A 25,197-nucleotide genomic window follows, 5' to 3' on the forward strand; every position below is an offset into this window, starting at 1 on the left:
GAAAAAAATTTTGAGCTTTCTCGAGAAAGTTATCCACAGGAGAGGCCTCAAAACTGTGGACAACCCTGTGGATAATCTGTGGACAACTGCGCTTGGGCTGTGGGTAACCGGGGGTACTCCTGTGGACGCCCTCACCCGTCATCGGATCACCAAACCACAGGCCACTGTGGACAACCTGGGGAAAACCTGTGGATGGACCTGTGGACGCGGTGTGGACAACATGTGGGCCTCTCTTTCCGTCCACAGGACGATCGAGTTACCCACAGGCTCATCCACAAAGCCTGTGGACAAAAATTCGCAGTCTGACCTGCGGATACAATGGTTATCCACACTATCCACAGGCCCTACTACTACTGCGCACCTTGAGTAACCCAGATGTGGCTTCAAAACCGCTCCGCGCAAAATCTGTGGACAAAGCCCCGAGATCGGAGTGACGGCGGTCAGGTTCTGAGCTGGCAGCAGCAACCAGTGAATCCGGGTAACGTGTGGTCTCGCCCCTGTCCACCGCCGCCGCCCAGATCTGAGCGGTGACCCCTACGGGTACCGAGGCGGCTCCCAGTGGCTGGACCCCGTTCGCCGCGGTCCTGTCCACACCCTGTTGACGGAGCCCTCGGCAGGCCCACGAGACACCCACGACCTGCAACGTTGAGGCTGCGACCGGTCCACCGGTCGTGCGGAAAGTGAGTCGGAAAGTGAAGTTCCGGGTCGAACGCGACGTACTGGCTGACGCTGTCGCCTGGACAGCGCGCACACTGCCGACGCGCCCCTCTGTGCCGGTGCTAGCCGGAATCCTGTTGGACGCCGGCGAGGCCGACGACCGCCAGCGGCTGCGCCTGTCCGGCTTCGACTACGAGGTCTCCGCCCAGGTCTCGGTGGACGTCGAGATCGAAGAGGCCGGCAAGACCCTGGTCTCCGGCCGCCTCCTCGCCGAGATCACCCGTAACCTTCCTCCACAGACCGTGGAAATCTCCACGGACGGCCCCAAGGTCGTCGTCACCTGTGGAAGCGCGAAGTTCACCCTGAACACCATGCCGGTCGAGGACTATCCGTCGCTCCCGGAGATGCCCGGGGTGAGCGGGACCATCGGCAGCGACGTGTTCGCCTCCGCGGTCAGCCAGGTCGCCGTGGCTGCCGGCCGGGACGACACGCTCCCCATGCTCACCGGTATCCGGGTCGAGATCGAGGGCGAGACCATCACCCTCGCCTCCACCGACCGCTACCGCCTCGCCGTCCGCGAGCTGAAGTGGAAGCCGGAGAACCCCGAGCTCTCCGCCGTCGCACTCGTCCCCGCCAAGACCCTCCACGACACCGCCAAATCGCTGACTTCCGGAGCCGAGGTCTCGGTCGCCCTCTCGGGCAGCGACACCGGCGAGGGCATGATCGGCTTCGAGGGCGGCGGACGCCGGACCACCACCCGCCTGCTGGACGGCGAGTTCCCCAAGTACCGGGCCCTACTCCCGGACAGCTTCAACACCGTGGCCGAGATCAGCCGCTCCGATTTCGTCGAGGCGGTCAAGCGCGTCTCTCTGGTCGCCGAGCGCAACACCCCGCTGCGGCTCGCCTTCTCGCAGGGTTCGCTGGTCCTCGAGGCCGGCACCGGTGAGGACGCACAGGCTGTGGAGACCCTTGAGGCCGACCTCGACGGCGACGACATCCAGATCGCCTTCAACTCCGGGTTCCTGCTGGACGGCCTCGGCGCCATCGGCACCGACGTGGCCCGCCTGCACTTCACCACTTCGACCAAGCCCGCGATCCTCACCGGCAAGCCGGCCGAGGAGGGCTCGTCCCCCGAGTACCGCTACCTGATCATGCCGGTGCGCCTGTCCGGCTGACCGGAAGGCCCGCTCACAGATCCGGCGTCCGCCTTCCGGCCCAGGGACTTCCTCCCGGGCCGGTCGGCTTCCACGTGTCCCCAGGTGCCTTAGGGAGAGCCCAAGCATGCAACTCGGAATGATCGGCCTCGGCAAGATGGGCGGCAACATGGCCGCCCGCCTCCGCGAGAAGGGCCACGAGATCGTCGGTTTCGACGTCTCCCCCGGCGAACGCGACGTCGAGACGCTCTCCGAGCTCGTCGACCGCCTCGAGGCGCCTCGGGTCGTGTGGGTGATGGTCCCGGCCGGTGACCCGACCGCGGCGATCATCCGCGAGCTGGGCGACCTCCTTGCCGAGGGCGACGTCATCGTCGAGGGCGGCAACTCCCACTACGCCGACGACCGGACCCGCGCTGAAACGCTCACCGCCAAGGGGATCGGCTACCTCGACGCCGGGGTCAGCGGCGGTGTCTGGGGCCGCCAGAACGGCTACGGGATCATGGTCGGCGGCGGCGCCGAGGACGTGGAACGCCTGCGCCCCGTTTTCGACTCCCTGACCCCCGACGACGGTGGCGGCTTCGTGCACGCGGGGGCGGTCGGTGCCGGACACTTCGTCAAGATGGTCCACAACGGCATCGAGTACGGCATGATGCAGTCCTTCGCGGAGGGCTACGAGCTCATGGTCGCCTCCGGCATCGTGGACGACGTCCCCGGCACCTTCGAGAGCTGGCGTGAGGGCACCGTCGTGCGCTCCTGGCTGCTGGACCTGCTCTCCCGGGCACTGGAGGAGGACCCGGGCCTGTCCGGCCTGCGGGGCTACGCCCAGGACTCCGGCGAGGGCCGGTGGACGGTACAGGCCGCAGTGGACCTCGCGGTCCCGGCCCCGGCGATCACCGCCTCGCTGTTCGCGCGCTTCGCCTCCCGCCAGGACGACAGCCAGGCAATGAAGGTCGTCGCGGCCCTGCGCAACCAGTTCGGGGGACACGCCGTCACCAAGGCCGCTGACAAGAACCAGGACGGCAAAGACTAGTCGGCCCCTCTTCTCTGGGGCGGCTCGGTGTAGGCCGGGCCGCCCCAGATCCGTTTCCCCACCCGTTCCACCACTCCCCCGTCTGTCCACTCCCCGATTCCGCTCCCCCCGCTCCAGGAGGAAGGCCGGATGTACGTTTCCCACCTGCAACTGGCCGACTTCCGGTCCTATGAGTCGGCCCTGCTGGAACTCCAACCGGGTGTGAGCGTGTTCGTCGGCGCCAACGGCCAAGGCAAGACCAACTTGGTTGAGGCGATCGGCTACGTCGCCACACTCGGCAGCCACCGCGTTTCGTCCGACACCCCGCTGGTCCGGCAGGGCGCGCCTCGCGCGATCGTCAGCGCAAAGGTCGTCCGCGACGGACGGGACATGATGGTGGACCTCGAGATCAACCCGGGGCGGGCCAACCGCGCGCGGGTCAACCGGGGGGCCGCCGGGCGCCCCCGCGAGGTACTCGGCATCCTCCGGAACGTGCTCTTCGCCCCCGAGGACCTGGCCCTGGTCAAGGGCGATCCGGGCGAGCGGCGCCGGTTCCTCGACGACCTCCTGGTAGCGCGGGCCCCCCGGATGGCGGGGGTGCGCTCCGACTACGACCGGGTGCTCAAGCAGCGCAACGCCCTACTGAAGTCGGCATCGGCCCGACTGCGCCAGCGCGCCGCCCCGGATTTGAGCACGCTGGAGGTGTGGGACGCCCACCTCGCCGAGATCGGTGCGGAGCTGCTGGCCGCCCGGTTGGGCCTGGTGGAGGAGCTCCGTCCGCTCGTCGCCACTTCCTACTCAGGGCTGACGGATTCCGGGGGGCCGGCGGTACCCACCTACCGGAGCTCCGCTGTTCCGGAAGGGCGGGAGATTCCGCGCGACCGTCCACAGCTTGTGGACATCCTGCGCGAGGCGATGACCGAGGCGCGGGACCGTGAACTCCAGCGCGGGGTCAGCCTGGTCGGACCCCACCGGGACGACCTCCACCTCCAACTCGGTGACTTGCCCGCCAAGGGGTACGCCAGCCAAGGCGAGTCGTGGTCGTTCGCGCTGTCCTTCAAATTGGCTGCATTCGAGCTGTTGCGGGCCGAGGGGGACGACCCGGTCCTGATCCTGGACGACGTGTTCGCCGAACTGGACGCGGAACGGCGCCGCAGGCTGGCCGAGCGGGTGCGCGGAGCCGAACAGGTCCTGGTGACCGCCGCGGTGAGCGACGACATCCCCAAGGAGCTGGACGGTGCCCGGTTCGGGGTGCACGAGGGGGTGGTCGAGGGTGAGTGAGGACCGCCCACAACCTGTGGATCCCCGGGGTGGCCACGGAAACCCGGGAGGTCCGTCCGGCCAGGGTCGTCCACAGCCTGTGGATCGCCCCCTCGCCTCCGCCGAAGCCTCCCCGGGCACACCGGTGGCGCCCTCTGCCACGGGCGCGGACCTGGCCCGCCAAGCGCTGGCCCGAGCCAAGGCGGAGGCCCGTGAGCGCGGAGCCGTCCCCCGAGGCCCCCACCGGGCTAAGAGGCGTGGCCGGTTGCGGTCACGGAACGAGCCCCAACTCTTCGGCGACGCGGTGCGGACCTGGCTGATCGAACACGGTTGGCAGGAGCAGGTGGCTATCGGCGGGGTTTTCGGTCGATGGGCGGACATCGTGGGCGAATTCAACGCGGAACACCTGCGACCTGAGAGTTATTCGGAGGGTGAACTCGTAGTGGTGGCTGATTCTCCGACCATGGCGGCCCACGCGCGAGCGATGGTGCGGGATTTGATGCGCCGCCTGAACGAGGAGTTGGGTGACGGCACCGTCGTTGCCATCAAGGTCAAGGGGCCCGGTTTCCGGCGCCGCTGACCCGGCCGGGGAGCCGGCACCGGGGCGGCCACAATCCCGCTGATACCTAGTTTGACCTGCGATTTTCGAGTTTCTTCCGAGGGGCAGGGGTGGGAGTGTGGTGCGGGGACGCTCCTGTGGCCTGAGGCGAATGGCCCTTGGTGACGGGAAGGTGAACCCCCTTCCAGGGCACTGAACCGCGCCGGGACTTGCGCAAGGGGGTGCCCGCGTGTAGGGGCTCGGGTCCCTCCCTAAGCGTTCGTTCTGATGCGGCACAGGGCCGCCAATGCCACTTTGTCGCCCCGCGCGGGGTATCATGGAGGCGGTTCTTAAGACGCCTGTAGCCGGTACCACGCCCCCGTGTAGAGGGTGGGCGGACGGCCCATACGGCGAACGGTGATCCCCAGGTGTCGCGGTACGTCGGCCCTCCGATCACTCTGCCGTGGGTTGACCGTCGTCCGTTCGGCCGCCGCCGGCAGGCGTCCCCAGCAGGAGGGTGTTCCCACTTGGCCTACGACGACTACGACGCAGGATCAATCACGGTTCTCGAGGGGCTTGAAGCAGTACGCAAGCGCCCGGGAATGTATATCGGTTCCACCGGGGAGCGAGGGCTGCACCACCTGGTCTCAGAGGTGGTCGACAACTCGGTCGACGAAGCGATGGCGGGGTACGCGGACGCCATCGAGGTGACGCTCCTCGCCGACGGCGGGGTCAGGGTGGCCGACAACGGCCGAGGTATCCCGATCGGCCTCCACCCAGTGGAGAAGCGTCCGGCGGTCGAGGTCGTGCTCACCACGCTGCACGCGGGCGGCAAGTTCGACAGCAAGTCGTACGCGGTCTCCGGTGGTCTGCACGGTGTCGGCGTCTCCGTCGTCAACGCGCTCTCCACGGCACTGGACGTGGAGATCCGGCGGGACGGCCATGTGTGGCGGCAGCACTACGAGATGACCGCCCCGACCGGCGACCTCATCGAGGGTGAGGCGACCGACGAGACCGGTACCCAGATCACCTTCTGGGCCGACGGCGGCATCTTCGAGACGACCACGTACTCGTTCGAGACGCTCGCCCGCAGGATGCAGGAGATGGCCTTCCTCAACAAGGGGCTGTCCATCACCATCCGCGACGAGCGGCCCGAGCACACCGACGGCGGGCCGACTGTCAACACCTTCCACTACGAGGAGGGCCTGTCGGACTACGTCCGGCACATCAACACCAAGAAGGAGCCGGCGCACGCGTCGATCGTGTCCTTCGAGGAAGAGGGCGACGGCATCGCCGTCGAGGTCGCCATGCAGTGGAACCAGTCGTACACCTCCTCGGTCCACACCTTCGCCAACACGATCAACACGGCGGAGGGCGGCACCCACGAGGAGGGCTTCCGCTCGGCGCTCACCACCTTGGTCAACCGGTACGCCCGGGACCAGCGGCTGCTGCGCGACAAGGAGGACAACCTCACCGGTGACGACATCCGCGAGGGCCTCACCGCCATCATCTCGGTCAAGCTCGCGGACCCGCAGTTCGAGGGGCAGACCAAGACGAAGCTCGGCAACACCGAGGCCAAGTCCTACGTCCAGAAGGTCACCAACGAACACCTGCGCGACTGGTTCGAGCGCAACCCCGGCGAGGCCAAGGACATCGTGTCCAAGGCCAGCCAGGCCGCCCGAGCCCGTGTCGCCGCCCGCCAGGCCCGCGACCTGACCCGTCGCAAGACCCTTCTCGAGACCACCTCCCTCCCGGGCAAGCTGTCGGACTGCCAGTCCACGGACCCGGAGGAGAGCGAGGTCTACATCGTCGAGGGTGACTCGGCCGGCGGTTCCGCCAAGGGCGGCCGCAACCCGCACAACCAGGCCATCCTGCCCATCCGCGGCAAGATCCTGAACGTGGAGAAGTCCAGGATCGACCGGATCCTCAAGAACAACGAGGTCCAGGCCATCATCACCGCCCTGGGCACCGGTATCCACGAGGACTTCGACGCCGACAAGCTGCGGTACCACAAGATCATCCTGATGGCCGACGCCGACGTCGACGGCCAGCACATCCGGACGCTGCTGCTCACGCTGCTGTTCCGCTTCATGAAGCCGCTGGTCGAGGCCGGACGCGTGTACCTGGCCGCGCCGCCGCTGTACAAGATCAAGTGGGACCAGAAGGGCAGCGACGCGAGCTACGCCTTCTCCGACGCCCAGCGGGACCAGATCATCGAGGAGGGGGTCGCCCGAGGGAAGAGGGACCCGCGCCCCCGAGACATGGTGCAGCGCTTCAAGGGTCTGGGCGAGATGAACGCCAACGAGCTGTGGGACACCACGATGGACCCGGACAACCGCGTCCTGCACCAGGTCAACCTGGAGGACGCGGCCCAGGCCGACGAGATGTTCAGCGTGCTCATGGGTGAGGACGTCGAGTCGCGGCGCGCCTTCATCCAGCGCAACGCGAAGGACGTCCGCTTCCTGGACATCTAGGCGTGTTCCCACCCCTGCTCAAGCAAGCTTCGTAGAAGGGACCGACATCCGTGACGGATGCGAACAACCCCGGCACCCCTGAGGGAGGGGACCTCCCCGTCGAGTCAGCGGAGCGCGTGACCGACCGGATCGAGCCCGTCGACATCCAGGTCGAGATGCAGCGCAGCTATCTCGACTACGCGATGTCGGTCATCGTGGGCCGCGCCCTCCCCGATGTCCGGGACGGCCTCAAACCGGTCCACCAGCGCGTGCTCTACGCGATGTACGACGGCGGTTACCGCCCCGACCGCGGGTACTTCAAGTGCGCCCGCGTGGTCGGCGACGTGATGGGTAACTACCACCCGCACGGTGACAGCGCCATCTACGACACCCTGGTCCGCTTGGCCCAGTGGTGGTCGATGCGGATGCCGCTGGTCGACCCGAACGGCAACTTCGGCTCGCCGGGCAACGACCCGGCCGCCGCCATGCGCTACACCGAGTCCAAGCTCGCGCCGCTGGCCATGGAGATGCTCCGGGATATCGACAAGGAGACCGTCGACTTCCGGCCGAACTACGACGGCCGGTCCTCCGAGCCCGTCGTACTGCCCGCGCGCTTCCCGAACCTGCTGGTCAACGGTTCCTCAGGTATCGCGGTCGGGATGGCGACCAACATCCCGCCGCACAACCTGCGCGAGGTCGCCGACGGCGTCAACTGGTACCTCGACAACCCCGACACCGAGGACGAGGAGCTGCTCGACCAGCTCATCGCCCGCATCAAGGGCCCCGACTTCCCGACCCGCGGACTCATCGTGGGCAGGCGCGGGATCGAGGAGGCCTACCGGACCGGGCGCGGCTCCATCACCATGCGCGCCGTGGTCGAGGTCGAGGAGGACAGCAGGGGTCGCCAGACGCTGGTCATCACCGAGCTGCCCTACCAGGTCAACCCGGACAACCTCGCGCTGAAGATCGCCGATCTTGTCAAGGAAGGCAAGATGACCGGCATCGCGGACGTGCGCGACGAGAGCAGCGGTCGAACCGGTCAGCGCCTGGTCATCGTGCTCAAGCGCGACGCGGTGGCCAAGATCGTGCTGAACAACCTGTACAAGCACACCCAGCTGCAGGACACCTTCGGCGCGAACATGCTGGCACTGGTCGACGGGGTGCCGCGCACCCTGCGCTTGGACCAGATGATCCGCCACTGGGTCAAGCACCAGATCGAGGTCATCGTCCGCCGGACGCAGTACCTGCTGCGCAAGGCGGAGGAGCGGGCGCACATCCTGCGTGCCCTCTTGCGCGCCATGGACCGCATCGACGAGGTCATCAACCTCATCCGGGGCAGCGCTTCCGCGGACGCGGCGCGCACCGGCCTGATGGACCTGCTGGAGATCGACGACCTCCAGGCCCGCGCCATCCTGGACATGCAGCTGCGCAAGCTCGCCGCGTTGGAGCGCAACGCCCTGACCGCCGAGTACGACGAGCTCATGGCGCTCATCGAGGACTACAACGACATCCTTTCCTCGGATGTCCGCCAGCGGAGCATCATCCGCGAAGAGCTGAGCGAGATCGTCGCGAAGTACGCCGACGAGCGGCGCACGCACATCATCCCGTTCGAGGGTGACATGCGCATGGAGGACTTCATCGCCGAGGAGGACGTGGTCGTCACGATCTCCCGCGGTGGGTACGCCAAGCGCACCCGGATCGACAGCTACCGGGCGCAGAAGCGCGGTGGCAAGGGCGTGCGGGGCGCCCAGCTCAAGCAGGACGACATCGTCCAGCACTTCTTCGTCACCACCACCCACCACTGGATCCTGTGCTTCACGAACCAGGGCCGGGTGTACCGGACGAAGGCCTACGAGCTGCCGGAGGCCGCGCGTGACGCGCGCGGCCAGCACGTCGCCAACCTGCTGCCCTTCCAGCCGGGTGAGGAGATCGCGCAGATCATGGCGCTGCGCGACTACGAGGCCGCGCCGTACCTGGTGCTGGCCACCCGCGAAGGACTGGTCAAGAAGTCGCGCCTGGAGGACTTCGACTCCGCGCGCGCGGCGGGCATCATCGCGATCAATCTCCGCGAGGAGGACGAGCTGATCGCCGCTCGTCTGGTCTTCCCCGGCGACGACCTGCTGTTGATCTCCAGTGACGCCCAGGCGATCCGCTTCCCGGCCTCCGACGAGTCGCTGCGTCCCATGGGCCGGGCGACCAGCGGCGTGATCGGTATGCGCTTCCTGGAGGACGACTACCTGCTCTCCATGGACGTCATCCGCCCGGACGACGGTTCCACCGACGTGCTGGTCACCACCGAGAACGGGTACGCCAAGCGGACCCCCTCGGAGCAGTACCCGGTGCAGAACCGCGGCGGCAAGGGTGTGCTGACGGCCAAGGTCGTGGAGGCCCGCGGCAAGCTCGTCGGCGCCATGATGGTGGACCCGGAGGTCGACGAGGTCTTCGCGATCACCTCGTCCGGCGGGGTCATCCGTACCGGTGCCGCTGAGGTGAAGCAGTCCGGCCGCACCACCATGGGTGTTCGGCTGATGAACCTCGACAAGGGGAACAAGATCGTGGCCGTCGCCGCCAACGCCGAGGCTGCTGAGGCCGAGGAGGTCGAAGAGGTCGCCGACGCGGTCGAGGAGGTCGCCGACACGGGCGACGACTCGGTCGCCGACGATGGCAACCCTGAGGCCTAGACTGCGCGTTAAGCCCAGTACGTCCCGTGGGGTTCCTTTCTGGGGCCCCGCGGGACACACGCACCGACCCGTCTCAACGAAAGTCCAGCGGTAGCGCTTCTATGTCTGAGAACCAGCGGAACACCACCAGCAACGATTCCGACGCGGCTTCGGCCGCCGGTGACACGGACGTGGAAACGGCGGGGTCGGCGGAGTCGGATGCCCAGGACTCCTCGGGATCGACCGAGGAGGAAGCGGGGGGAACGACAGTGACGACCGAGAAGAAGCCCGAGCCCGAAGAGGGTCCCGAGTCCGGCGGGCCTTCCTCCGCTGAGGAGGGGACCAAGCCCGCCGCCCCCAGCGCCGTCAAAGCGACGCTGACGAGCCGCAAGGCGCACCTGACCGTCTCCCGGGTGGAGCCCTGGTCGGTCATGAAGTTCAGCTTCGTGGTCTCGCTGGTCTGCTTCATCATCCTGTTCGTCGCGGTCGCGGTCATCTACGCGGTCCTGTCGATGCTGGGTGTCTTCGACGAGCTGACCAGCATGATCAACGCCCTCCTGGAAGGTGACGGCGGAGAGGACGAGCTGGGTCTGAATCCGGCCGCGTGGTTCTCCCCCGGCCGTGTGCTGGGCTACACGGGTGTCATCGGCGCGCTGAACATCGTGCTGCTCACCGCGCTCTCCACGGTGGGCGCGATGCTGTACAACCTGGTCGCAGACCTGGTCGGCGGAGTAGATGTGACCCTCTCCGAGGCCGAGTAGGATCCGCGTGCCCGACGGGCCCGGCTCACTCTGTGGGCCGGGCCCGACGCTTGTCCAGGGCTGTCCCGAGCACTCTCGAAACCCGCTAAAATGGGAGGTGAAGAGGGGCCCGGTTGGCCGGTCCTCTCTCCCCGTGCCCCAGGGCAACCGGTTCGCCCCGGACCCGGGGATACGGTAGAGTTCCTGTCGGAACGAGGGCGTATAGCTCAGTCGGTTAGAGCGCATCCCTGATAAGGATGAGGCCCCAGGTTCAAGTCCTGGTACGCCCACCCAGTTTCATCTGGTCAGAGCCTTGCTTCTCCGCTCGGAGAGCAGGGCTCTTCTTATTGTGGCCGTCGTCTGACCGTGGCACCCCACGGCATCCCCTGCCCGAGCTCGCGCTCCCCCGGCACTGGGCGGTACCGACAGGACGCCAAGTCGACAACGGTTCGAATCGCTATGTCGACTCGACTCCAGCCGGTGCTCCCCTAACCGGTAGCGGCACGCCCAACAGCTCCAGGAGCTCCGCGGCCAGGGTTTTCGACGTGAGAGCAGACGTGAAAGCAGACGTGAAAGCACGGGTCCGGGGCGGGGTCCGTGCAGGATGTACTGGGACAGCCGGAGGAGCGCCGCCCACTCAGCTGGGGATGCTATTTTTCCGTGGATATCTATGTGAGCGGAGAATTCCATTGCTCCTGGGTCCTTGTGTGGGCTGGGGTTCCCTCCTTTCCCGCCGCCCGATTGTGGCCGTCTCCGCTACGCGCGTCAAGGTCGTCGCCATCGAGCGCTTCGCGCATCAACGGCGCTCCACCTTGACACGCTTCGCTACGACGGCGGGTTGGCGGCTATGGGAAAGAGGGGGCGCGTGGTTGGGGTCCGAGCCATTTCGGGCTTCGCCCGAAAACTGAACTCCTCGGCCTGGCGGCCGATGCCTGCCCCTGCGCCGGAGCGTTGACGCCTGGCGGTGTCGCGGCCGGTCAAGGCGCGCGGCGAACCCCGAACAGCACGGCCTGGCGGCCGGGTGGGCCACTCCTCCGGAGCGTTGACGGGTCGGGTGTCGCGGCCGGTCAATGCGGGAGGCGAACTGCCCGGCCTTCGGCCGGGTGGGCCTTTCCCCGATGATCTTGCTACCAGAAGAAATTTCGGCGCCGAGATTGCTACTAGTAGCAAGATCATTCCCACGAGGGTTCTGATTTGTCCGCTTTGCCCAAGAATGCGCACGGGGGCGGGGCCCTTTTTCTGGAAGGCTTCTCTTTGGGGAGCGGAAAGGCGGGGTCTGGGTGGCCGGGTAAGGGTTTTATATCCTCCGGGTTAGTTCTTTTCCGGAGCGTTGTTGATATCCTTGAGCTATGGCTTTTTCTTTCGGGCAGTGCGGGAATGCGGCGGGCAATACGCCCGCCGTGGCCGCCATGGGTGCTGCCCGGGGAAAGATCGCTTCGGAAATGGGCGCGGTGCCTCCGGCGGGTGCGGCTGGTGAGGTGCTGGATGTGATCTCGCAGGTGTGCGAGGACATGGAGCAGGCCCAGCTTGCGATGCTGCTGCGTCTGGCCCAGTTGGAGGCGGCTGGGACGTTGTTGGAGGCGGGTGGGCAGCGGTCGGTGCAGAACTGGCTGATCCACTCGGTGGGGATGGTCCCGGGTGAGGCCAACGGGCGCGCCGAGCTGGCCCGCCGGCTCTTCGCCCTGGAGCTGCCCGCCACCCGCCAGGGGTTGGACTCTGGGTTGTTGTCGATTGGGGAGGCGGTGGCGGTGTGCCGGGCCGCTGAGCGGGCGGTCAAGGCGCGCAACACCGGCCGCCACCCCGATGCCGGGGAGTTTCGGCGGATGATGGAGGCCGGGATCGTGGCCGCTAAGGCTAAGGAGCCGGCGATGTCGACCTCCCACATCGCTCGGCTGGGCCGGGAGCTGTTGGCCCAGTACAACCCGGCTGTGGTGGAAGAGCAGTACCAGGCTGCTTTCGATGCCCGTGGTGCGCGCCTGGTGCGTACCTTTGATGCGAGCTTCATGGTCGAGCTGTGGGGTCCGAGTGAGCACGCCGAGGAGCTCCAGCGTGAGCTCAAGGCCCACGAGGTGGACTATGACCCCGAGAGGCTGCACGTGTCTGCTTCGGAGCGGATGTATGACGCGTTCATGAACCTGGTCCGCTCCGCCTCCCAGCCCACCGACCCCACCAACCCCGGCGAGGGCGCTGAGGGTGCCGAAGGTGCCCAGGGCGGGGACGGTCAGGACAGCAAGGGCGGCAAGGGCGGCACGGGGCGGAAGCGTGCTGCGGTGGCGATGATCAACATCATGGTGCCCCTGCCCACCTTCCTGGGCCTCCAAGGTGAGGACGGGGGTGCGGGTCCGGCCACCACCCAGGACGGGCAGGTGGTCTCCATGGCCGCGATCCGTGCCCTGGCCCCCAACAGCCAGCTGCGCCGGATGATCACCTCCCCCGAAGGGGACCGAGTGCTGGACGTGGGCCGCACCCAGCGCAACGCCACGGGCGCTCTGCGGGATGCGGGGATGTTCGGTCACACCACCTGCGCCTGGTACCAGGGGTGCAACACCCCGGCCAGCGGCTCGGAGGCCGACCACAAGAGGAGCTTCTCGGCCGGCGGGTCCACGAGCGCGGACAACATTCAGCCACTGTGCTCAGACCACAACCGGTTGAAGTACCGCAGGGAGACCAACCCCGACCAGCCCGTCTGGCAGGGCCGCCCCTCCCACCGCAACCGGGGAAGCAACAACAAGGGTAAGGACTCGGACGGGGACCCCGACCCAGCCCGGACCCCTACCTAGAAGCATCCTCACCCCCGATAGTGCTTCCAATCGGAGGGTTCACCGCCCCGCCACAGGGCGCGCCCCGGTGCTGCGCGCTGCTCAGAATGACCGGCCGCGACACCCTTAATCGGTGTGCTCCGGCGTAGTGGCCCACCCGGCCGCAGGCCGCGCTGTTCATGGTTTGGGGTTCGGCTTTCGCAGCAGAGTATGACCGGCCGTGACACCCGACTCGTCAACGCTCCGGTGGAGTGGCAGGCATCGGCCCCCAGGCCGAGGGGTCCGCAGTTCAGATTGACCAGCCGTGACACCCGACCCGTCAACGCTCCGGCGCAGGGGCAGGTATCGGCCGTCAGGCCGACCGGGGTTGCCCGGCCGCCAGGCCGGGGCCGTTCGGACCTCAACCACCCGTCCCCCTTTCCCGATAGCCGCCAACCTGCCGTCGTAGCGGAGCGGGTCAAGGTGGAGCGCCAATGACGCGCGAAGCGCTCGATGGCGACGACCTTGAGGCGCGTAGCGGAGACGGCCACAATCGGGCGGCGGGAAAGGAGGGAACCCCAGCCAACAAGGCAACCCCCAAGCCACCAGAGCAGGCCAACTCCACCGAAGCACCCCCACCCTCGGGGCAGCCCCCACCCTCGGGGCAACCCCCGATCTCTCCGGTATGGACAAGGGCACGGGCCGTTGGTGGGACGTGGCCAGGCCCTCCAGAGACTTCACTTCGCCAATGCCCCTCAACTGCCTCGCGCTCTCCTGAATCGTGTGGACAGCGGGCCTGCAGTCTCCGGACGGGTGGCCCCGGAACGGCCCGCTCCGCTTCCCAGCCGAGGGGATCCGGAGACTTCTCGAGAGTTCGATCCCAGATGCCGACAGGCCGATCTGTCGCACTACTGTCTCCGGTCTTCCGGTCTTCCGCCGTCGTACCGCTGTGTCTCGGAGTGTGGACTCCTCTGGCTCTTTCTTCTTTCCCGTGGACGAAGGGCGCAGGGGGCCAGAAGTCCCCCGTCAGCAGGGCTTTCTCACCGACCGTTCGGTCAGTACATGTGTTCCTAACTGCGAAAATCAGAATTCGCTATGGAAAGTTGCTTGAGTCACATGGCATGGTGTCCTGGGGCTCATGATCTGCCCGGCTTTCCACCGCTCTGTCCCGTGGCGATGGTGCCGTCCGGCGTGGGCCCTTCAGCGAACTCGGCCCCCTCAAGCCGGTAGAGAACCTACGGAGCAGTAATGGCGACTTCCGACGCCGCGGTCTCAGGCCCTGGTGGAACCCTCGACCCCAAAGAGAAGCGAAAGGTCCTCGCGGGGACCATGGTCGGCACCACCATCGAGTGGTACGACTTCTTCATCTACGCCCAGGCAGCGGGTCTGGTGCTGGCGCCGCTCTTCCTGGCGCCGCTGTCCGACTCCAACCCGGTCGTGGCACAGGTCCTCTCGTTCGCGACCATCGGCATCTCCTTCCTCTTCCGGCCGTTGGGCGCGATCGTCGCCGGCCACCTCGGCGACCGGTTCGGGCGTAAGCGGATCCTGGTGTTCACCCTCGTCCTGATGGGTGTCGCGACCTGTGCGATCGGTCTGCTGCCCACCTACGCCCAGATCGGCATGGCGGCACCGATCATGCTGATCTTCCTGCGCATCCTCCAGGGATTCTCCGCCGGCGGGGAGTGGGGCGGCGCCGCCCTGATGGCGGTCGAGCACGCCCCGGTCAAGAAGCGCGGGTACTTCGGCTCCTACCCGCAGATCGGCGTGCCCTGCGGCATGATCCTGGCGACCCTCGTTCTGTGGGGGATCACCGCGGCCATCGGAACCGAGGCCTTCATGGACTGGGGCTGGCGCATCCCGTTCCTGCTGTCCTTCGTGCTGATCATCGTCGGTCACCTGATCCGCAAGACCGTGGAGGAGTCCCCGGTCTTCAAGCACATGCAGAACCGCCGGGCCAAGTCGTCGGCCCCGCTGGGCAAGCTGTTCCGCAACCACACCAGGGCGGTCGTGCTCTCCGCGCTGATCTTCGTCGCCAACAACGCCGCCGGATACCTGGTCATCGCCTTCCTGGCGACGTACGCCTCGCGCCCGGTGGAGGAGTTCGGGCTCGGTATGGAGCGGAGCCCAGTGCTGCTGGCGACCGCGCTGGCCTCGTTCGGCTGGCTGATCTCCACGCTTTACGGCGGCTGGATCAGCGACAAGCTCGGCAGGGTCCGCACCTTCCAGCTCGGCTACGTCCTGCTGGCCGTCTGGGCGGTCCCGCTGTGGTTCATGGTCGACACCGGCAACATCTACATGTACTTCCTGGGTGTCTTCATCTTCACCCTGACCTTCGGGCTGAGCTACGGTCCGCAGTCGGCGCTGTACGCGGAGATGTTCCCGGCCGAGGTCCGGTATTCGGGTGTGTCCATCGGCTACGCTCTCGGCGCGATCCTGGGCGGTGCCTTCGCGGCGATGATCGCGGAGATGATCCTGACGTCCTTCGGCGTCTCGTGGATGATCGGCGTCTACATCATCGGCCTCTCAGTGCTCTCCTTCATCGCGGTCTCGCTGGTGAGCAAGCGCATCCAGGGCGTGGACCTGCACGCGGACGAGAGCGAGCCCACCAGCGCTGCCTGACCAGGCGATCCCGGGAGCTCCTCGGAGGGGTCGGCGGGCCACCGCTACGGCGGCCGCCGACCCCGTCTGTCGTCTCCTACTGCCCCTCCCGCCGGCCGCCTCCCGGCCGTCTCCCGACGGGGAGGCCTGTCGAGAACACGCTTTGTCGCCCGGCCGCTTTGTCGACACGGGGCGGGGCCGGCCCGTTGATAGACTCCCGGACTTCGGTACGCGGGAGCCCGGCGCAACGGACTCCGGCGCACTGGATACCGGCATTCGAGGCCAATGGAAGGGCGGGCCATGCTTCCCGACATGCGATGGGTCAACGAGCCTCCGGAATGGGCGGTGGACGGGGGCGTCCTGACCGCAACCACCGGGGACCGGACCGACTTCTGGCGGGAGACCTACTACGGGTTCGTCCGTGACGACGGGCACTTCCGTGCGGCGGAGGTCGAAGGTGACTTCACCGCACAGGTGACCTTCTCCGGCGACTACGAGGAGCTGTACGACCAACTCGGACTGATGGTCCGGGTGGACGAGCGCAACTGGGTGAAGACCGGGGTCGAGTACACCGACGGGGTCCCGCACCTGAGCGCCGTGGTCACGAGGGACGTCTCCGACTGGTCGGTGGTGGTGCCCGCGGACCCGGGCCCTGAGTTCACCCTGAGGCTGACCCGGCGACGGGATTCGGTGCAGGTCCAGTACTTGGAGAACGGCAAATGGCGGATGCTTCGGCTGGGGTACCTGGTCCCGGCGGAGCGGTGCCTCGTGGGCGTCATGTGCTGTTCCCCGCAGCGGGCCGGGTTCCGCGCGCGCTTCCGGGACCTCGCGGTCACCGGTTCGGTCCCCGAGGGCATCCACTGAGGTAGGGCCCTCGGGGACCGTCCGGGGCGGCCCGTCGCTCTGCCGGCCCGTCGATCTGTCGGTCTGCCGATCTGTCGGTTTGTCGAGCTGTCGACAGGTCGCCCTGGGGGTCTCCTCGGCTGTAAGCGGGTCAGCCGACGATATCCCGTACGTGGTCGATGACCCCGCCGTTCCACATCATGGAGATGTGCTCGACGCATCCGGTCGCGATGTTGTCCGCCCCGGGAAGGGAGGTGCTGTCCGTCGGTGAGATGACGGCGTCACAGGAGGACCGAATGGTGGTGTACCCGACCGGCCCCGGCGTGGGGTCGTCGTCGTTGAGACCGTCCAGGAAGTCCGATCCGTGCCGCATCTCCTCGCAGGGGGTGATCGGCGAGGGGCACAGGTTGGCGATATTGGTCCCGTTGTTGGGGCCGCCGATGGAGACCCACTGGTCGACGGTCTCCGTGCCGCCGAGGTTCTGGATGTAGTAGCGCGAGGACAGGCCGCCCATGGAGTGGGTCACCAGGTGCACCCGGTCGGCGTCGTGCTGGCCCCGGACGTCGTCGACGTGGTCGGCGAGCTCTCCGGCGATGGTGGTGTTCGAACGGGCCCAGTCGTAGGAGAAGACGTGCAGCCGGTCATCGGGGTAGCCGTCGTCGGCCAGGGCGTCGCGCATGTCGTCCCACTGGCCGCCCTTGCCCATGAAGCCGTGGACGAAGACGACGGGGGTGTGCGAGTCGGCGGAAGCGGGTGCGGCGTGCAGGGCCGTGCTCAGGACGAGCACGAAACCGCACAGGAGGGGGATCAGGCGTCTCATGCGAGCTCCGTCGGTGGGGGAACTCGATTGTGTGCCCGGCATCACACTGAGCGCATCGGCTGAATCGCCGGTCCCTTTACTCGTATTTAACTGACGGGTAACTTAAGGGAGTGTGAACCCGCTCACACACCCAGCGCCTCTGTACGGGCGTGACCACGAACTCTCATCCGTCCGCCACCTGCTCGAGGCCGCACGCTCCGGAGAGAGCTGCGGCCTGCTCGTGACGGGCGCCCCCGGTACGGGCAGGACGGCCCTGCTGGATCGGGCCGGCGAGGAAGCCCGCGACTTCACCGTGCTCCGGGCACGTGCTGCACCGGGCGAGGGCCGGATCCCCATGGCCGGACTGCACCAGCTCCTCAGGCCCGCGCTCCCCTACCTCCCCCGCCTGCCGACGGAGCAGCGTACGGTGCTCACCCGGGCCTTGGGCACCGGGGAACCCGCGGAACCCTTCCCGCTGGCCAACGCGGCCCTGGGCCTGATCTCCGAGGTCGCGGCCGAGAGTCCCCTGCTCCTCTGCGTGGACGACTTCCACCTCCTCGACCAACCGTCCCGGGAAGCCGTGGCCTTCGCCGCGCGCAGACTCACCCATGAAGGGGCGGCGGTCCTGCTCAGCGCACCGGACGGCGACGCGGACCGCCTCGCCGGTATTCCTGTGCTGCGGCTGCGCCCGCTGGCGCGGGAGGCCCTCCTGCTCATTCTGGGCGGGGGCGAAACGACGGCGCCGCCGGTGGCCCGGGAGCTCGCTGATGCGTCGGAGGGCAACCCTCGCGCCGCACTCGAGCTGCTGGACGCGGCCAGTCCCGAACAGCGGTCCGGGGCGGTCGCCCTCGAACAGCCGCCGCGCTCCTTCGGCGGCCTCACCGACGCCTTCGCCGCCGCCCTCTCCGAGCTGCCCGAGACCACCCGCCTCGAACTGGCCAGAGCCGCCGCCGAACCCGGCCACGGCGCCACCGCCGGTTCTCCAAGGGGCTCCCCCGGCCTCCTTGCGGAAGCACGGGTGGCCGGGCTGGTCACCGAGAAGGGCGGCCACGTGGTCTTCACCCACCCGCTGGCCCGCTCCGCCGCTTACCACCGAGCCTCCTCCTCAGGGCGGCGTTCCGTCCATCTGGCGCTCGCCCAGGACTACGACGAAGCACAGGACACCGACAGCGCGGCATGGCACCGGGCTCTGGCCGGGAGCGCCCCCGACGAACAGGTCGCCGCGGCGCTTCACCGAGCGGCCTTCCGCGAGGCCGACCGGCGCGGCCACGCCTGCGCCTCCCGCTTCCACGAGCACGCCGCCCGTTTGACCCCCGACCCCGTGACCAAGGGGCGGCGCTTGGCCGACGCCGCCCGATCGGCCTGGTTGTCCGGAAACGCGGTCCGGGCCCGCGGCATCCTCGAACGCGTGCGCTCCGCCCAGGACCAGGTCGACCTGCTCCGTGCCGAAATGGACCTGCGCTCGGGCGTGGCCATCGACGCCTTCCAGCGGCTGGGGGCCACAGCGGACCGGCTAGCCGGAAACGACCCCGGGACCGCGTTGCGCGTGCTGCTCCAAGCGGGGGAAGCCAGTTGCCTGTCCGGCGACCACGAACGCTTCTACGCCACCGCGGAGCGAGCCCGCACCCTCATGGCCGGGCCCGAGACCGACGCGGGGTCCAGCGGAGACCAGCACTGGAACCGGCTCGTCCTCGACTACATGACCGGCAAGGCAGCCATGTTCCAAGGCCGCCACACGGAGGGCGCCGCGCTCCTGGCACGGGCCGAGGACACGGCGGACCGGATCGGTGACCCGCAGGCCCTCGTGCTGGGGAGTATCGCTGGCCTGCTCCGCGGTGACCACGTGCGCACGCGGGCCCTGGCCGGACGCGCCGCGGCGGTGTCCCGCCGGACCGGTGCGCTCACCGTCGTGCCCCAGGCCCTGGAGTTCCTCACCTACGCCGAGATGTGGTTCGGCCGACTCGCGCTGGCGGAGGAGAGCGCCACCGAGGGGATGCGCCGGGCGTACGAGTCCGGCCAGGGCAACTGCGCGAGCCACCACCGGGGCGCGCTCGCCTTCGTCGCCGCGATCAGGGGCGAGGAGTCCGAGTGCCGTGAACACGCCGGGGCCGCCCTCGCGCTGGCTGGGGAACACGACGTCGGCCTGCCCGCGGGCCTCGCGGCCTGGGCACTGGCCCTGCTCGACCTCGGCGCCGGACGCACCGCGGAGGCAGCCGTGCGGTTGCGCGTCCTGGCGCGTTCCGGTCCGGGGAGCGGTCACGCGGCGGTACGCCTGTTGCTCACCCCGCACCTGGTGGAGGCGTCCGTGCGCGGCGGGGTCGAGGTGCGGGTCGACCCCGGTGTGGCGACCTTCGCCAGCTGGGCCGAGGCGACCGGCAACGACACCGCCATGGCCCTGGTGAAGCGCTGCCGCGGACTTCTCAGCGGCGGCGAGGAAGCGAGCGCGTACTTCCAGAGCGCGCTCGACCTGCACGCCTCCGGATACTGCGATTTCGAGGAGGCCCGCACCAGGCTGCTGTACGGCGGCCACCTGCGCCGGTCCAGGCATCCGGGCCGGGCCCGCGAGCACCTGCACACCGCCTTGGAGGCCTTCGAGCTGTTGGGCGCCAGGCCGTGGGCGCGCCAGGCCGAGGAGGAGCTGCGGGCGGCGCGCGGGAGCACGGCGGTGCGCGAGGAGGCCGGCGTGGACCGGCTCAGCCCGCAACAGCTGCGGATTGCCCGGTACGTCGCGGTCGGGGCCACCAACAGGGAGGTCGCGGCACGCCTCTACCTCAGCACCCGAACGGTCGACCACCACCTGCGCAATATCTACAGCAAGCTCGGGATCCGATCGCGCGTCGAACTGTCCCGCCTAGTGGACGGATAGCTGGGTCGCCCCGTCGACAAGTCGCCTCCGGGAGAGTTTCCGGCACCCGCGACCAAGGTTGACGGCTGCGGGCGCCGCGGGAGTCCGGGGCATTTCCGGGGAACAGGCCTGAGGGTTCAGCGGTGGATCTGTCGACACATCGCTTCGTCGGTATGTAGCCTCAGCGACGGGTCGACTGATCCCTTCGTCGACCTGTTGTTTCACGTGAAACAGCGGACGGATCCCTCCCCACGCCTCTGGCGGTTGCGCCGCCACCGATGGCACCTGTGCCGGCAGCACCGATGCACGGAGCGGCCCACTGGTTCGGGCCGTTTGCGGACGCGGTTCATGAGTACGGATACTCATTCCGGAACGCGCGTACCGGGCGAGCATGGTCGGCATGACGAAGAAGACGCCTTTCACCCAGCAGACCCCCGCCCCTGCTACCCCCGCTACCCCCGCGCCCTCCGGGCTCTCCAAGGCCCACTCCCCCGCGGGCTCGCTGCGCGTGCACGCTGTCCGCTGGGGCCTGGGGCTCGGCGCCCTGGCCCTGGCCGTGGGGACCACCGCCTGCATTCCCTACCAGGACGGCGGCCCCGAAGCGCACCAGGGAGGTGGCGGGCAGGCGTCCTCATCCGAAGCCGGGAACGAGGGCGCAGAGGAGAACGGCAACGGGGACAGCGACAGCGATCAGTACGTCGCGGAGGCCCCCGAAGACCTCTCCGACGTCGGCCCTCCGCTCTGGGACGTGTCCGACGCCATAACCGACGGCTGGGACCCGAAGCTGCAGGACGGGATCTACACCTACACACACCAGACGAGTACTTGTGTGACGACTCTGCACAGCAACGCCGGGGAGGACAACACGTCGGGTCAGGAGGGTGACCCGCAGAGCAGCATCGACAGCTGGGCCCAGTCGTTGGAGGGCGAGGTCGGTCCGGTGGAGGTCACCCCGCGTCCGGTCGTCGAAGTGGAGAACCACGGCGGGCCCGCCCAGTTCCAGGTCGCGGACCTGGAGTACACCGATAGCGACGGTGTCGACTACACCGTCCGTATGTTCGCGCAGTGGTTCGAGCTGTCCGAACTGGTCATGGCCTTCAGCTGTGAGCCCGGGGACTTCGACGCGCAGAGCTCCGAGATGGAGGGGTTCCTCGACCGGCTCGCCGTCCACCGGAACGTCTGATCGGGGGACATGCTCCCGTGTCGTCCGATCGGAGGACACCGGGGGCGTCGCACCGGCCCCACCGGAGGACACCGCGTGACTGTACGCCTCGGTAATGTCGTGGCCACAACCGCGAATACACGAGCTCTGAGGTGCACATGACCCCCCATCCGCACGCTTTCGAGCTGTACGACCTCTGCAAGAGATTCGGCGCGAAACAGGCAGTCGACCACGTCAGCCTCGCCGTTCCCAGCGGATCCTTCTACGGACTCGTCGGCCCCAACGGCGCGGGGAAGACCACTTCGTTGACCATGGCGGTCGGCCTGCTCCGACCGGACAGCGGCGGGGCCCGGGTCTTCGGCGCCGACGTGTGGTCCGACCCGGTCCGGGCCAAGTCGATGATCGGTGTCCTGCCGGACGGCATGGCCATGCCCGAACGCCTCACCGGCCGGGAGCTGCTCACGTACCTCGCCCAGCTCCGCGGACTGGACCGGGAACAGACCCGGGAGCGGGTCGACGACCTGCTGGCCGGCCTGGGCCTGGACGAGGCCGAGAACACCCTCATCATCGAGTACTCGGCGGGTATGCGGAAGAAGATCGGGCTGGCCGGGGCGATGGTCCACGCGCCGCGGCTGCTGGTCCTGGACGAACCCTTCGAGGCGGTCGACCCCATCTCCGCGACGGTGATCAAGGGGATCCTGCGCTCCTTCACCGACGCGGGCGGTTCGGTGATCATCTCCAGTCACGTCATGGCGCTCGTCGAGCAGGTCTGCGACCACGTCGGGGTCATCGCCCGCGGCCAGGTGCTCGCCTCGGGCACGACGGAGGACGTGCGGGGAGACCGCGAGAGCCTCGAAGGGGCCTTCGTGGACCTCGTCGGTGCCCCCGAGCCGGTGAAGGGGTTCTCATGGTTGGCGTGATGCTCCGCATGAAGCTGGCGATCCTGCGCAACGGGTCCAGTACGCGCCGGATGGTCGGTGGCGCGGTCGGCCTGGCCTTGGCGGTCGCCACCGTGATGGTCTCCGTTTTCGCCCCGCTGGAAGCTGTGGTCAGCCTCCTCGCGACCGTCCTTGGTGTGTGGCTGGTGTGCTGGGTGGCGGGACCTTCGGGCGGCAGCGGCGGTGACGAGTCGCTGCGGCCGGAGTACTTCGCCCTGGAGCCCGTGCCGCTCCGGACGGTCATGCTGGGTCTGCTGGCCTCGTCCTTCGTGGGTGTCACGGTCCCCGTCACGACGGTGGCGGCCCTCTCACTGTTCACCCTGGCCATCCGCTTCGGCCCGGTCGCCGCGCTGGTGTCCTTGGCCGCGATCCCGCTCACGGTGGTCGTGATCGTCCTCTGCTCCCGCGTGTTCACCGCGATGGTCAGCGCCGCCCTGCGCACCCGCGTCGGGGTCGAGATCAGCGCGATCCAGAGCGCGGCGGTCCTGGCCACCGGGTTCTCGGTCTTCATGATCTACCAGGCGGTCTCCCAGTACACCGACGTCTTCGCGCTGTTGTGGAACGAAGGTGTGGCCGCCCCGTACTCGACCATCGCGCTCGCTCTGCCGTCGGGCTGGGGCGTATTCGCCGTCCAAGCGGCGGGGGAGGGTTCCCTTCTGGCCGCCCTCGGCGCGGTGCTCGGACTGCTCGCGCTCGCCGTGGGCCTGCTCGCCGTGTGGGGTGTGCTGGTCCGCAAGCGGGTGAGCAGCCCGACCACCAGCCCGGCGCGGAGCGGCCGCGGCGTCACCAGCGCGCTCCAGCGCTTTTTGCCGTCCGGTCCGCTGGGCGCGGTGATGGCCCGTGAACTGCGCACGTGGGGCAAGGACCCGAGGCGAGCCCTCGAGCTGCGCGTGGCCCTGTGGACGGGTGTGCTGGTCTGCGCGATGGGACTGCTGGTGGGGATGGCCTTCATGATCCCGCTGGCCGGTCTGATCATGGTCGCCCTGGCCGCTCTGATGTCGCTGAACGTCTACGCCTTGGACGGCAGTGCACTGTGGCAGACCCTGCTCACCCCGGGCGCTGAGCGGCGGGACGTACGGGGCCGCCAGCTCACGTGGTTGCTGGTCTTCGTGCCGATCTCGCTCGTGGTGTCGGTGGGCGGCATCGTGTTCACCGGACAGGACTGGGCGTGGCCCTGGGTGGCGGCGGTACTCCCGGCACTGACCGGCGCGGGTGTCGGTCTGAGCGTGCTGTTCGCGGTCTTGTGGCCCGCGCCCGGACCGGAACCGCACCGGCACGGTGGAAGCCCGCTGGCCTCCGGCGATCCGTCGGGGCAGTTCACGGTGCTGTTCCCGCTGCTGTTGGTGTGTGCTGCCCCGCCCGCTGCCCTGGTCGGCCTCGGTGTGTTCACCGACAACCCGAACTTCGTCTGGGCCGCGATCGCCTTCGGTGCCGTCGAAGGGCTGTTGCTGGGCTGGGGCCTGGGACGGGTGGCCTACCGCAGGCTGGAGACCCGGGGGCCCGAACTGCTGAACACCCTGCGGTGGGGGTGGGACGCCACGGCGGGGAAGTGCGTGGAGCCGTCCGCCGCAGAGCGCGCCGAAGCCGGTCCGGGCCAGGACGGGTCGGGCGAGGTCCGGGACGCTGAGGAAGAGTGGGCATTCCTCACCCGGCTCGAGCGCAGTGTCGACAACATGTCGAGCGGTGCCGGGGCCGCGCTGGCGGTACTGGGACTCACCTTCTGGCTGCCGTTCTACCAGGGGGTGGCCTCGCTGATCGGAACCCTCGCGGGGACGGAGCACCCCTCCTGGCATCTGCCGCTCTACCTGCCGCAGGCCCTGCAGGTCCCCGCGGCGCTCGGCATGCTCCTGTTGGGCGCGGTGATGCTGGGCGCCATGGCGCGGATCCTGTTCCGCCCGGTCCCCGTCAGGGACGGTTCCGAGTCCCGTGCCTCGGAACCGGACGGAGAGCGGGCGGCCGACGACTGAGCCGGGCGGGCCGCTTTCGGCCCGGTCCGCGCCGGAGTCCGGGTCGCGGGGATCAGGCGTCGCGCACCTGGTCCTCGCGGTGGACGACGGGGGGCTCCACTGACCAGGGGAAGTTGATCCAGCGGTCGGTGTGCTTCCACACGTACTCGCACTTGACCAGGGACTGCGGCTTCTCGTAGATGACCGCGCTACGCACCTCCGCGGTGTGCTCGGCGCAGAAGTCGTGCACGAGTTTGAGCGTCTTCCCGGTGTCCGCGACGTCGTCGGCGACCAGCACCTTCTTCTTGCCGAAGTCGACCACGTTGGGCACCGGCGGCAGCATGACCGGCATGTCCAGCGTCGTGCCGACCCCCGTGTAGAACTCCACGTTCATGACGTGGAGGTTCTTGACGTCCAGGGCGTAGCCCAGCCCGCCGGCGACGAAGAGCCCGCCCCGGGCGATGGACAGGATGATGTCGGGCTCGTACCCGTCGTCGGCGATGGCCTGGGCCATCTCGCGCATCGCCGTACCGAAGAGCTCGTAGGTCAGGTTCTCGCGCTCGTCGCTCACGGTCGGTTCCCCTCGGTGTTCCGCTGGTTGTCGGTGTGCGCGGAGCCTCGCAGGTCAGCCCGTTCGCGGCACCGGTACATGCTAATGCCGCGTCGGTCGGGGTTTGCCCGTTACGGAGCGGCGTTCAGGATGGTGCATCGCAAGGCGGCGGAGAGTCCTCCTAGATGAGTGAGTCCGATGTGTAAGCAGGTAGCGGACACAGCGAAGGGTGCCGCAGAGTCTTGGTGTGAAACGAGACCTGGACACCCTTCTGACCGCACTCTACGTCTTCTGCGACGACCACGTC

At 68.4% G+C, this 25,197-nt stretch carries 16 protein-coding genes and 1 tRNA gene; 15 read left to right on the forward strand and 2 right to left on the reverse strand.

Going from position 1 to position 25,197, the window contains the following annotated elements; translation table 11 throughout:
* Positions 1-692 precede the first annotated feature (692 nt).
* The 11 genes from dnaN to ACYVDG_RS22885 all read left to right on the forward strand — a co-directional run bounded on the left by dnaN (position 693) and on the right by ACYVDG_RS22885 (position 16,671).
* The gene (gene dnaN, locus ACYVDG_RS22835; RefSeq protein WP_460757404.1) at positions 693-1,832 is read left to right on the forward strand and encodes a DNA polymerase III subunit beta; all 1,140 of its coding nucleotides are present in this window, start codon (positions 693-695) and stop codon (positions 1,830-1,832) included.
* Positions 1,833-1,938: 106 nt separating this feature from the next.
* Positions 1,939-2,841, forward strand: coding sequence for a phosphogluconate dehydrogenase (NAD(+)-dependent, decarboxylating) (gene gnd / locus ACYVDG_RS22840; RefSeq protein ID WP_460757407.1), 903 nt, complete (start codon positions 1,939-1,941; stop codon positions 2,839-2,841).
* A 129-nt stretch (positions 2,842-2,970) separates the two neighbouring features.
* Positions 2,971-4,101 (forward strand): DNA replication/repair protein RecF, encoded by a 1,131-nt coding sequence (gene recF / locus ACYVDG_RS22845; RefSeq protein ID WP_460757412.1) that lies wholly within the window; start codon positions 2,971-2,973, stop codon positions 4,099-4,101.
* 79 nt (positions 4,102-4,180) lie between these two features.
* On the forward strand, positions 4,181-4,660 hold the full coding sequence (locus ACYVDG_RS22850; RefSeq protein WP_460757417.1) for a DciA family protein: 480 nt from the start codon (positions 4,181-4,183) through the stop codon (positions 4,658-4,660).
* 485 nt (positions 4,661-5,145) lie between these two features.
* Positions 5,146-7,092, forward strand: coding sequence for a DNA topoisomerase (ATP-hydrolyzing) subunit B (gene gyrB / locus ACYVDG_RS22855; RefSeq protein WP_460757422.1), 1,947 nt, complete (start codon positions 5,146-5,148; stop codon positions 7,090-7,092).
* Positions 7,093-7,142: 50 nt separating this feature from the next.
* Positions 7,143-9,752 (forward strand): DNA gyrase subunit A, encoded by a 2,610-nt coding sequence (gyrA, locus tag ACYVDG_RS22860; protein WP_460757427.1) that lies wholly within the window; start codon positions 7,143-7,145, stop codon positions 9,750-9,752.
* A 101-nt stretch (positions 9,753-9,853) separates the two neighbouring features.
* Positions 9,854-10,492 carry a DUF3566 domain-containing protein gene (locus ACYVDG_RS22865; RefSeq protein WP_460757430.1) on the forward strand — a complete coding sequence of 213 codons (639 nt, stop codon included), beginning with the start codon at positions 9,854-9,856 and terminating at the stop codon, positions 10,490-10,492.
* A gap of 195 nt (positions 10,493-10,687) precedes the next feature.
* Positions 10,688-10,761 (forward strand) — tRNA-Ile (locus tag ACYVDG_RS22870).
* Positions 10,762-11,820: 1,059 nt separating this feature from the next.
* Complete coding sequence (locus ACYVDG_RS22875) at positions 11,821-13,251, forward strand: HNH endonuclease signature motif containing protein (RefSeq protein WP_460757435.1); 1,431 nt, start codon at positions 11,821-11,823, stop codon at positions 13,249-13,251.
* Between the two features lie 1,206 nt (positions 13,252-14,457).
* Entirely contained in the window at positions 14,458-15,828 is a 1,371-nt protein-coding gene (locus tag ACYVDG_RS22880) for an MFS transporter (protein WP_460757440.1), read from the forward strand.
* A gap of 291 nt (positions 15,829-16,119) precedes the next feature.
* Positions 16,120-16,671, forward strand: coding sequence for a DUF1349 domain-containing protein (locus ACYVDG_RS22885; RefSeq protein WP_460757444.1), 552 nt, complete (start codon positions 16,120-16,122; stop codon positions 16,669-16,671).
* A gap of 130 nt (positions 16,672-16,801) precedes the next feature.
* Here ACYVDG_RS22885 and ACYVDG_RS22890 read toward each other — a convergent pair whose 3' ends face one another.
* Complete coding sequence (locus ACYVDG_RS22890) at positions 16,802-17,470, reverse strand: esterase/lipase family protein (RefSeq protein ID WP_460757447.1); 669 nt, start codon at positions 17,468-17,470, stop codon at positions 16,802-16,804.
* Positions 17,471-17,582: 112 nt separating this feature from the next.
* Between ACYVDG_RS22890 and ACYVDG_RS22895 the strand changes: the two genes are divergently transcribed.
* The 4 genes from ACYVDG_RS22895 to ACYVDG_RS22910 all read left to right on the forward strand — a co-directional run bounded on the left by ACYVDG_RS22895 (position 17,583) and on the right by ACYVDG_RS22910 (position 24,361).
* Positions 17,583-20,315, forward strand: coding sequence for an AAA family ATPase (locus ACYVDG_RS22895; protein ID WP_460757453.1), 2,733 nt, complete (start codon positions 17,583-17,585; stop codon positions 20,313-20,315).
* Positions 20,316-20,694: 379 nt separating this feature from the next.
* The gene (locus tag ACYVDG_RS22900) at positions 20,695-21,477 is read left to right on the forward strand and encodes a hypothetical protein (protein WP_460757456.1); all 783 of its coding nucleotides are present in this window, start codon (positions 20,695-20,697) and stop codon (positions 21,475-21,477) included.
* A gap of 137 nt (positions 21,478-21,614) precedes the next feature.
* A complete protein-coding gene (locus tag ACYVDG_RS22905) occupies positions 21,615-22,376 on the forward strand; it encodes an ABC transporter ATP-binding protein (protein WP_460757462.1) in 762 nt (253 codons plus the stop codon).
* On the forward strand, positions 22,364-24,361 hold the full coding sequence (locus ACYVDG_RS22910; RefSeq protein ID WP_460757465.1) for a hypothetical protein: 1,998 nt from the start codon (positions 22,364-22,366) through the stop codon (positions 24,359-24,361). Before ACYVDG_RS22905 ends, ACYVDG_RS22910 begins: the two co-directional genes overlap by 13 nt.
* Before the next feature lie 52 nt (positions 24,362-24,413).
* On the opposite strand, the gene ACYVDG_RS22915 is transcribed toward ACYVDG_RS22910, so the two are convergent.
* Positions 24,414-24,911: a phosphoribosyltransferase gene (locus ACYVDG_RS22915; protein ID WP_460757468.1), complete on the reverse strand. Its 498-nt coding sequence runs from the start codon at positions 24,909-24,911 to the stop codon at positions 24,414-24,416.
* Positions 24,912-25,197 lie beyond the last annotated feature (286 nt).

It is taken from the genome of Nocardiopsis oceani, from assembly GCF_054777395.1.